Genomic DNA, 10,062 nt, shown 5'->3' with positions numbered 1-10,062 from the left:
ATCGAGTGTTTTAATAATATCAAATAAAGACTTTCTTGTAGCTGCTATAAAATGATTTTTCATAGGTATAACCTCCTTAAGAATATTATGCTCAAGGTTATTCACCGCATTTTTGCTAATTTATCAAAGGTTTTATGAAAATATTACATAAAAAAAGAGCTCTGTGTGTAAGAACACACAAAACTCTTTATTTCTTCTTAACTTAATGACATTGCCTTAAGGTCTCTTATTTTCTTCCCTCTTTTTTGTCTAAAAATCCTTGTAAACGTCTTGCTTGCATTCCTGTTTCTTCGGCAAACATTTTAAATGTTTCAGCTAATTCTGTATCCCTTGTTTTCTTAGAAAACATTTCATAATCTCTAACCATTTCTTGAGTATCTAATAATTTCTTTTTAAGCATATCCTTTTCTTTCATTTCCATATATAATAACACCTCCATAAGTTTTCACTATTATTTTTTCAAAAATAGCTATTTTATATGTATCAATATTAAATTTTAAAAATTTAATATATAGTATATAATGTAGTATAAAGATGCATCTGAAAATTTAACATTCAATTTTCTCTTTTTTTCAAATTTTTAAAAAATATTTTGTGTATCGAAATATTTTGTGATATGATTTTTTATAGAACTGAAGAAGGAGGTATGACATGAAAAGTTTTAGAACATTAAGAAAATTTTTCCTAGAACATAAATGGAAGTATATTCTAGGAGTCCTTTGGCTTATCATAGTGGACATAGTTCAACTAGTGGTTCCTCAAATCTTAAGAACTGTTACTGATTTGTTGGAAAAAGATTCCCTTACATCTAGTGGAATAATTAAATATGCTGGTTATATAATCTTAACCGGTCTAGTTATAGCTCTAGGTAGATTCTTCTGGAGAATATACATACAGGGAACATCTAGAAAACTGGAATATTATCTAAGGAATAGGTTATTTAAGCACTTACAGTCATTATCTACAAACTATTTTAACCAGCATAAAACTGGAGATCTAATGGCCCATGCAACAAATGACATAAATGCTATTAGAATGGCCTTAGGTCCCGGTATAGTTATGGCTACCGATGCAATATTTATGACAATAGCAGCATTGTATATGATGATAATAACTGCTAATTTAAGATTGGCACTATTAGCTCTTATACCCCTTCCATTTTTAGCCGTAACAGTTATGAAGTTTGGTAAAATAATACATAAGCGCTTTAGGAAGGTTCAAGAGTCATTTTCTGATCTTTCCGATAAGGCACAGGAGAACTTTGCAGGGGTAAGGGTTGTTAAATCTTTCGTTCAAGAAGAAAAGGAAATAGCAAGGTTTACTGAAACAAATCGTCATAACTTTAATATGAATATGAAAATGGCTCGAATTGATGTCTTATTTGATCCATTTGTACAATTAATATCAGGAATTAGTTTCTTAATAGTTATTTGGTATGGTGGTATGTTGGTTATTTCTAATGAAATATCATTAGGCGAACTAGTAGCATTTAATAGTTACCTAATGCTTTTAGTATGGCCTATGATGGCTATAGGCTTTGTGGTTAACATATTACAAAGAGGAGCAGCTTCTATGGATCGTATCAATGATATATTAGCTGAAGAGCCAGAAATATACGATCATAAGGATATAATACATAAAAAAACTATTAATGGAGAAATAGAATTTAAAAACGTATCATTCAAATATCCAAATAGCAATGAATATGCACTAAAAAATGCAAATATTAAAATCCCTAAAGGGTCTACCCTAGGTATAGTAGGTAGAACAGGAAGTGGAAAAACCACAGTCGTAAATTTATTATTAAGACTTTATGATGTTGATGAAGGGGAAATACTTGTAGATGGAGTTAATATAAACAAACTACCATTAAAAACTTTAAGAGAAAGTATCGGGTATGTATCTCAAGATAATTTCTTATTTTCAAATACAATAAAAGAAAATATTGCTTTTGCCTTTGAAGGTCCTATAAGTGATGAAAGAATATATAGTGCAGCTAAAACCACTGAAGTCTATGATAATATAATGGATTTCCCCGATAAATTTGACACTGAATTAGGAGAAAGGGGAGTAACCTTGTCAGGGGGACAACGACAAAGAACTGCCATGGCAAGGGCTATCATTAAGGATCCTAGTATACTAGTATTAGATGATAGTTTATCTGCAGTGGACACCCAAACAGAAGAAAGAATATTAAGTAATTTAAAAAATGTATTAAAGGATAAAACCAATATATTAATTGCCCATAGAATCTCAACAGTTAAAAATTCTGATCAGATAATTGTAATAGACGAAGGTAAAATAATAGAACAGGGTAAACATGAAGATTTACTTAATATAGATGGTCTATATAAAGACATATATGAAAAACAACTTCTTGAAGAAAAAATTCAAAACGAATAAGGGAGGGATTTTAATGGCTAATATTCATGAAGAAGAAACCCTCGGAAAGGCCTATGACTCCAGATTAATGAAAAGACTTTTATCCTATGCAAAGCCATATTGGATATACATTGTTATAGCCTTTTTGTTAGTAGTAATAGCAACAGGTACTGAGTTAATAAGACCTTATATAATTAAGGTTGCAATAGATGATAATATTGGAGCTTATGACATTCCTATGTATGTTTTTGATAGGGGTAATGCTCCTAATAAAAAAAGGATAGAAATCAATGATAAGGTATATATAAGAGAAAAAGAATTATCTAGTTATGAAAAGGAACAATATAAAAATATAGATAAAAAAATGATAGTTAAACTTAATGGTGACTATTACTTAATAGATGGTATATTAAATATTGATAGTAAAGAAGTTTTAAAATCAAAACTTGCTTTAGAAAAGAAAGACGATGGTTATGTAGTAAAATCTAATAATAAGTCCTATGATGCTCAACTCCTTAATGACGAGAACTACAAAGCTTTTAGAGAACAGGATATAAATGGCTTGAAAAAAATAGGTATAATTCTTATAGGAGTAGTTATTTTAGGTTTTATAACCAACTATTGCTATAGATACCTTCTAAATTATATAAGTAAAAAAATCATTTTTAATATACGACAGGAAATTTTCTCCCACCTTCAAAAAATGTCCCTATCATTTTTTGATAATAACCCTGTGGGAAGACTGGTAACTAGAGTTGTAAATGATACAGAAAGATTAAATGAAATGTATGCAAATGTTATGGTAAATCTTTTTAGAGACATATTAAGATTAGTTGGTATTATGGCAATAATGATTAGCTTAAATATCAAACTTGCATTAATCAGTTTTACTGTAATACCCTTCATACTTATAGCATCAATAATTTTTAGGCGCTTTATAAGGAAAATATATCGTCTTGTTAGGGTAAGATTGGCCAGAATAAACTCTACTTTAAATGAAAACATAACCGGTATGGAAACTGTTCATATATTTAAAAAAGAAAACAAAAAGTTTAACGAATTTGATGAGATTAATAGCAGTTATTTTGATGCAACTAAACAAGAGGTCAAGGTATTTGCACTATATAGACCTGCCATTGAAATAATAAGATCATTAGGTATTGCCTTAATCATATGGTACGGGGGAAATAATGTAATATCGGGAGTTATAGAGTTTGGTGTGCTATATGCATTCATAAACTATCTCCAAGATTTCTTTAGACCTATTATGGAACTAACTCAAAAATATAATATACTACAGGCTGCAATGGCTTCATCTGAGAGAATATTCCAGATTCTAGATAGAGAAGAAGATATAAAGGACAACACTAATCCTAAATCAGTAAAAAAAATAAAGGGTAAAATTGAATTTAAGAATGTTTGGTTTGCCTACGAAGATGAAGATTGGGTTTTAAGAGATGTTAGCTTTACAATAAACCCCGGTGAATCGATTGCTTTTGTTGGCGCCACTGGAGCTGGTAAATCGTCTATAATTAACTTAATTAATAGATTTTATGATATTCAGAAGGGAGAAATTTTAATAGACGGTGTCAATATTAAAGATTTAAAGAAACAAGAATTAAGACAGAGAATTGGTATAGTTCTTCAGGATGTATTCTTATTTACAGGGGATATAAGTGATAATATAAGACTGAACCAGAAGGATATAAATAATGAAAAAGTAGAAGAAGTAGCTAAATATGTCAATGCCCATAAGTTTATAAGTAAATTACCAGAGCAATATAACGAACCTGTTATGGAGAGGGGTGCTACCCTTTCTTCCGGTCAAAAGCAACTATTAGCCTTTGCTAGAGCCCTTGCCTTTGACCCAGATATTCTTGTGCTTGATGAGGCTACTTCTAATATAGACACTGAAACTGAGGTTTTAATACAAGATGCTTTATTAAAGCTTATTAAAGATAGAACCTCTATAGCAGTGGCCCATAGATTATCTACAATACAACATTCTGATAAGATTATAGTACTTCATAAAGGAGTTATTAAAGAGATGGGAACCCATCAAGAATTATTAGATAAGGAAGGCATTTATCACGATCTATATCGATTACAGTATAAAGAAGACTTTGAATCAAATAGTTAAAAAAGATGGCCAAGAGCATGGCCATCTTTTTTGTGCAGAGAGCAGAGAACAGGGTACAGAGATTTGGTGCTCTTGATATCTTGCACCCTGCCCTCTGCTCTCTGCACTATTGAAACTAATTTAATATTTTTTCTTTTATAATATATGATAATATAAATATATAAAAAATAATAAATAGAACTTAGAGGTGATGACGGAATGTACGATTATCATATGCATAGTAGTTTCTCAGGAGACTGTCAATATACTATGGAGGAAATGATTTGTGGTGCTATAGATAAAAATGTCAATACAATTGTTTTTACTGATCATATTGATTATGATTGTACCAGTGATAATATTGATTTTACTTATGATCTAGCAGATTATTTCAAAGAACTTTCAAAATTGAAATTAAAATATAAACATAGTTTAGAAGTATTAGCTGGAATTGAAATAGGCATGCAACCCCATTTAAGTGAAAAAGTCGCTGGTTTAATTAATAATAATAATTTTGACTTTGTAATTATGTCTACCCATATAGTTAAAGGCTTAGACCTTCATGATGGCAGTTTTTATAAAAATAAAAAAATCAAAGAAATTTATTATGGATATTACGAAGATCTTCTTGAAAATATAAAAAACATTGAAGATTTTAGTGTAGTTGGACATATTGATTTAGTTGATAGATACCAGAAGTATTTTGGCGATAAATTAAATCTAAAAGATTACAAAGATATTTTAGAAATTATATTTAAAAAATTAATATCTATGGGTAAAGGTATTGAAATAAACACTTCAGGAATCAGATATGGTATAAACAATTTCCATCCAACTAAAGAAATTGTTAACTTCTATAAAGAATTAGGAGGAGAAATTATAACCATAGGTTCAGATGCCCATACCCCACAAGATATTGTAGCAAATTATGATGATGCAGTGGACCTATTAAAGGAACTAAACTTTAAATACTTAACAATATTTAAAGATATGAAACCTAAATTTATAAAAATAAAATAAGTTATGAATTAATTCATAACTTATTTTAAACTTTTACTCTATTTATTATAACCCTTTTATCCTTCCCACAGTTTTGGCACTTATATATATGAACACATTTATCATGGGCTACTCCATCCACCTGTTGGGTTATATCATTTGAAAGATAGGGGCTATAGTCATCTAAATAATCAACTAAAGGCCCCTTATCTTCCATGGCACTATTACATACCTTACATACTATTTGTGGCTCTTCTAATCCATTACAAACTGGACACAATAATTCCATAAGCCTCTCTTCCTTTCTATTAAAAAATTATAAAAAGACTCTTATAAACTAATAGTATTACCAACTTGCCTTTTTAACCCCAGGGATCTCTCCCTTATAGGCAAGTTCCCTAAAGCAAATCCTACATATACCAAATTTCCGTAAATAACCATGGGGTCTACCACATATTCTACATCTATTGTATTCCCTTGTACTATATTTAGCTTTTCTACCCTGTTTTATCCTTAAAGATTTTTTAGCCAACAGAAAACCCTCCTTAAAATATTTCTATAAATAACCTACCCTCTATCTATCTTTTTATTCTGATTATTATTATTCCCTTATACTCTATACTTACTAAAATATAATTGACAATGGACAATTGACAGTTGACAATTAAAGGTACTTTTAGTCGCTTCGTTCCTAAAAAATTATATATATCGTAATAAAGATTTTAATTCATATACAAATAAATCGAGACCCCTTAAGAGGTCTCATTTAATATAGTAATTTCTATTCTTCTATTTTTCCTTCGTCCTTCTGCAGTGTCATTTGATGCTATAGGTTTATGCTCTCCCCATCCAGTAAAGGATAATCTTTCTTGGTCAATTCCCTTTTCTTCGATGAAATATTTTACAACCTTTATAGCCCTTGCAGCGGATAATTCCCAGTTGGAATTATACTTAGTTCCTGCCGGTATGTTGTCAGTAAATCCTACCACCCTTACCCTATTATCTATCTTCTTTAATTTATCTGCCACTTTTTCTAGTATATCATACCCATTACTATTAATATTAGCACTTCCACTTGGAAACAAAATATTATCCTTAAATCTGATTAGTAACCCGTCATCATTTTGTTGTAAATATACATCGTCTAATAAATTATTTTCCCTTAAATATTTAATAAATTCCTCATTAGATGTGTTTATGTCCTTTTTTATATCTTTTAACTTGAATAACTCTTCAGCCAGAGAATTGGCTTTATTTTCTAAGTCCTTATTAGCTTTGATAAGGTCCAAGTTATAATCCCTCAACTTTTCACTTTCTTCTTCCAAAGTACTTACCTTGTTTCCCAATTTGTTTTTAATATCTGACAGCAAACTATTCTCACGGGAAGATGTTACAAAGAAAATAATGAAGAAGCATAATACTATAGTAACCATATCACTATAGGTTAATATCCAACTACCGGATAAATTTAACTCATCATCATCCCTTTTGTTAAGTAAGCTCATAAACATTACTCTCCTTTTTTACATTGGTTTTTATTGGATATTCTAACTTTTCATCTTCCATTAACATTGAATTCATTTTATCAAATACATTTCGTGTGGAATCATTTTTAGCAATTAAAATAATACCCTCTGTTACTATTTTATAAAGTAACATTTTTCTATCTATAAAGTCCTTTAATCTACCCATAAGGGGCACTGCCACAAAGTTAGATATCAAAGCACCATATAAAGTACTAACCAATGCTGTGGACATATTTGAAGCTATAAAGTCTGGATTGTTTATATGGGATAATAACCCTACCATACCTATTAAAGTACCTATAAGGCCAAAAGCAGGGGCCACTTGAGCTATCATTTTCACAACATTATAAGGTCTATATAGGTTTACCTCTTTAGCTTGAATTTCTTTATTTAATACTATTTCTATATCTTCTGCTTTTTCATAATCGCAAATTAATGTCATTCCGTTTTTTATAAATTGATCTAACTCTTTTTCTATATCCCCTTGGCATCCAATTATACCTTTCCTCTTCATTCTAACAGCATAGTTATATATTTTCATTATACTATCCTCATAGGCTATATTATTTTTAAAGCTTTCCTTTACTAATTTGACAGAAAACATTAATGTGTCAAATGGATAACTTATTATAATTGATAAAAATATACCTGCTATTATTAGTTCAAATGCTTGTAAATTAATAAAATCCTCAAAAGAAATACTTCCTATAACAGAATGTATCAACAGTATAATTAATATTGTTATAATTGGTACTCTATATTTCATATTTAAAACCTCCTATCCATATACAGATAAATTTTATCATATTTCAACAAAAAAATATACTTAGGATAATATTTATATGTTTTTAAGTATTATTACCTATATAACGGAATATCTATAATATATATCAAAATTTATATTTATATAAATACTAATATTATATCTTGAGGTGATATTTTGAGAAAAGAAGGTTTTCTATATGGAGCATTAATACTTGCAATAGTAAATTTCATTGTTAGAATTTTAGGGTTTAGTTATAAGATAATACTATCAAAGCTTATTGGTCCAGAGGGTATTGGATTATTTCAAATGGTTTTTCCTGTACTAATGATCTTTATTACAATCACAACTGCTGGAATCCCCATAGCAGTATCAAAACTTGTTGCTAAACAAAATTCTATAGGCAATCAACAGGGTGTAAAAAAAGTTTTTAGAATGTCTTTATTAATAGTATTATTATTAGCTATATTATTAGATATAGTAATTATTATCTTTGGAAAATTTATAAGTTGGGAAATCCTAAATAATAAAGATATATATCCTTCGATTCTTACTTTGGCTCCAGCAATTTTAATAATATCTCTATCCTCCACTGTTAGAGGTTACTTTTATGGTCTGAAAAATATAACACCTGCTGGTATTGCTCAAATTCTTGAACAAATAGTGAGGATAGGGTTTGTATTAGGTATTATATATTATCTATACCCTGTTTCTCCCAAGCTTGGTGCTTTTATAGCAGTATGTGGCATAAGTGTAGGTGAGCTATTTGGTTTTCTATGGTTATTGGTTAATTACCGTTTAAATAAAAGAAATAAAAAACAAAATACCACTTCCCATAAGATTAGCTCCATAAAGGCATTATCTAGTATTTGCTATATAGCTGTTCCGATAACTATATCTAGAATTGTGAATGTTACCCTTCATATGATTAATGCAATTTTAATTCCCCAAAGACTTATGGTGGCAGGGTACTCAAATAGCGATGCTATAGCTATTTTTGGAAGGGTTACTGGCATGACTATGCCCCTTATTTTTCTGCCCTTTATTGTTACTTCAGCTTTAGTTATTAATATCATTCCCAATTTATCTGAGGAAATGGAGCTAAAAAATTATCGACTAATTAAAAATAATATAACTTTATCTATAAGAATAACCCTTATAATATCCATACCTTTGTCTTTTATCTATATATTTCTTGGTAACCCTATAGCAATGTTTTTCTATAATGACACCTTGGTTGGAAAATACGTAGAAATCATGGGATATGCAACTCTATTTTTATCCCTTCAACATACTTTATCTGGAATATTACATGGTTTAGGAAAGCAGGTTATAACTACTATTAATTATATAATAGGAATGTCTTTTCAAGTATTAGCTATATACTTTTTAGTGGGTAATCCTAGATTTGGTATAAATGGATTTTTTATAGGATTTATAATATCAAGTATTTTGATTAGTTTGTTACACTTTATAACATTGAAGAAAATTTTGCCTATAAAATTGAATATTATAAATTCAATTTTAAAACCACTATTTTCATCATTAGTGTCAATAGTACTTACTGGTATTACCTATAAATATTTTAGTAATGTCTACACCGGTAAATTACTTCCCCTGTTATTTTCTTTTTCATTAGGAGGTATTAGTTATTTTGCTATTTTATTTTTAATCAAAGGACTTCCCCCCTATTTATTTAGGAAAATATTTAATTTAAAGAATAAATAATAAAGAATAGAGAATAGATAAGGATAAAAAAAAAGCAGCTAAGACTAGCTGCTGGGAACTGTAAAACTAAATTCAGCAATCATTTAATTAGTTTTAAAATATAATTCTATTAATACTATACTATAGTTAACAACTATAAATATTAAGATAGTGTTAACAGTTTATTAATATTTATACATAAAAACACCCTTAAGCAATTGCTTAAGGGATATTCCCATTATGCCGTAGCCCCTATAATTCACGCCCGCTACTCACGCAGGTGGGTGCTCTGTCATTAGCTTTTGTTTTCCTCTTATAGGCCTGACATACACTAATGAACCCGAACTCCCGTATTATAATTGTCGGTTGAATTATCAAAGGCTTACATACATCTCAGGAACTTTGTAATATTATTATACAACAAAACCTCACATTTTAAAACCATAAAACTTAATATTAAATTAAATTACATCTAATTATCTAATATTATGTAAACTTTCTTTCCTTTTTCTCACCTATACTCCATTTGACAAAGTTTTTAAGACTGTTTAGAGCACATAATAAAG

At 29.2% G+C, this 10,062-nt stretch carries 9 protein-coding genes and 1 other RNA gene; 4 read left to right on the top strand and 6 right to left on the bottom strand.

Annotated features, from left to right (window positions below; genetic code table 11):
* Positions 1–226: 226 nt before the first annotated feature.
* Complete coding sequence (locus V6137_RS06515) at positions 227–421, bottom strand: hypothetical protein (RefSeq protein WP_425447089.1); 195 nt, start codon at positions 419–421, stop codon at positions 227–229.
* Positions 422–651: 230 nt separating this feature from the next.
* Here V6137_RS06515 and V6137_RS06510 point away from each other — a divergent pair, with 230 nt between their 5' ends.
* The 3 genes from V6137_RS06510 (at position 652) to V6137_RS06500 (ending at position 5,521) form a co-directional block, all read left to right on the top strand.
* Positions 652–2,403, top strand: coding sequence for an ABC transporter ATP-binding protein (locus tag V6137_RS06510; RefSeq protein WP_425447088.1), 1,752 nt, complete (start codon positions 652–654; stop codon positions 2,401–2,403).
* Between the two features lie 13 nt (positions 2,404–2,416).
* A complete protein-coding gene (locus tag V6137_RS06505) occupies positions 2,417–4,522 on the top strand; it encodes an ABC transporter ATP-binding protein (protein ID WP_425447087.1) in 2,106 nt (701 codons plus the stop codon).
* A gap of 198 nt (positions 4,523–4,720) precedes the next feature.
* Positions 4,721–5,521 (top strand): histidinol-phosphatase HisJ family protein, encoded by an 801-nt coding sequence (locus tag V6137_RS06500; protein WP_425447086.1) that lies wholly within the window; start codon positions 4,721–4,723, stop codon positions 5,519–5,521.
* A gap of 25 nt (positions 5,522–5,546) precedes the next feature.
* Here V6137_RS06500 and V6137_RS06495 read toward each other — a convergent pair whose 3' ends face one another.
* The 4 genes from V6137_RS06495 to V6137_RS06480 form a co-directional block, all read right to left on the bottom strand.
* Entirely contained in the window at positions 5,547–5,789 is a 243-nt protein-coding gene (locus tag V6137_RS06495; protein WP_425447085.1) for a hypothetical protein, read from the bottom strand.
* 57 nt (positions 5,790–5,846) lie between these two features.
* Positions 5,847–6,032, bottom strand: a complete 186-nt coding sequence (locus V6137_RS06490) for a type Z 30S ribosomal protein S14 (protein ID WP_425447084.1) — start codon at positions 6,030–6,032, stop codon at positions 5,847–5,849.
* A gap of 220 nt (positions 6,033–6,252) precedes the next feature.
* Positions 6,253–7,005 (bottom strand): OmpA/MotB family protein, encoded by a 753-nt coding sequence (locus tag V6137_RS06485; RefSeq protein ID WP_425447083.1) that lies wholly within the window; start codon positions 7,003–7,005, stop codon positions 6,253–6,255.
* Positions 6,992–7,792: a motility protein A gene (locus V6137_RS06480; RefSeq protein WP_425447082.1), complete on the bottom strand. Its 801-nt coding sequence runs from the start codon at positions 7,790–7,792 to the stop codon at positions 6,992–6,994. The genes V6137_RS06485 and V6137_RS06480 overlap by 14 nt, the downstream gene beginning before the upstream one ends.
* Positions 7,793–7,966: 174 nt before the next feature.
* Between V6137_RS06480 and spoVB the strand changes: the two genes are divergently transcribed.
* Complete coding sequence (gene spoVB, locus V6137_RS06475) at positions 7,967–9,517, top strand: stage V sporulation protein B (protein ID WP_425447081.1); 1,551 nt, start codon at positions 7,967–7,969, stop codon at positions 9,515–9,517.
* 207 nt (positions 9,518–9,724) lie between these two features.
* Here the strand turns inward: spoVB and ssrS are convergent.
* A non-coding RNA gene (ssrS, locus tag V6137_RS06470) (6S RNA) lies at positions 9,725–9,899 on the bottom strand.
* Between the last annotated feature and the right edge of the window lie 163 nt (positions 9,900–10,062).

It is taken from the genome of Dethiothermospora halolimnae (genome assembly GCF_037577855.1).
Taxonomy (GTDB): Bacteria; Bacillota; Clostridia; order Tissierellales; family VENL01; genus Dethiothermospora; species Dethiothermospora halolimnae.
Note: the sequence above shows the minus strand (reverse complement) of the source record. Positions and strands in the feature narration are given on the sequence as shown.

What these genes read in the sequence shown, in the direction of transcription:
- V6137_RS06515 (WP_425447089.1), bottom strand. Translation starts at nt 421, where the DNA reads ATGGAAATGAAAGAAAAGGATATGCTTAAAAAGAAATTATTAGATACT.
- V6137_RS06510 (WP_425447088.1), top strand. Translation starts at nt 652, where the DNA reads ATGAAAAGTTTTAGAACATTAAGAAAATTTTTCCTAGAACATAAATGG.
- V6137_RS06505 (WP_425447087.1), top strand. Translation starts at nt 2,417, where the DNA reads ATGGCTAATATTCATGAAGAAGAAACCCTCGGAAAGGCCTATGACTCC.
- V6137_RS06500 (WP_425447086.1), top strand. Translation starts at nt 4,721, where the DNA reads ATGTACGATTATCATATGCATAGTAGTTTCTCAGGAGACTGTCAATAT.
- V6137_RS06495 (WP_425447085.1), bottom strand. Translation starts at nt 5,789, where the DNA reads ATGGAATTATTGTGTCCAGTTTGTAATGGATTAGAAGAGCCACAAATA.
- V6137_RS06485 (WP_425447083.1), bottom strand. Translation starts at nt 7,005, where the DNA reads ATGAGCTTACTTAACAAAAGGGATGATGATGAGTTAAATTTATCCGGT.
- V6137_RS06480 (WP_425447082.1), bottom strand. Translation starts at nt 7,792, where the DNA reads ATGAAATATAGAGTACCAATTATAACAATATTAATTATACTGTTGATA.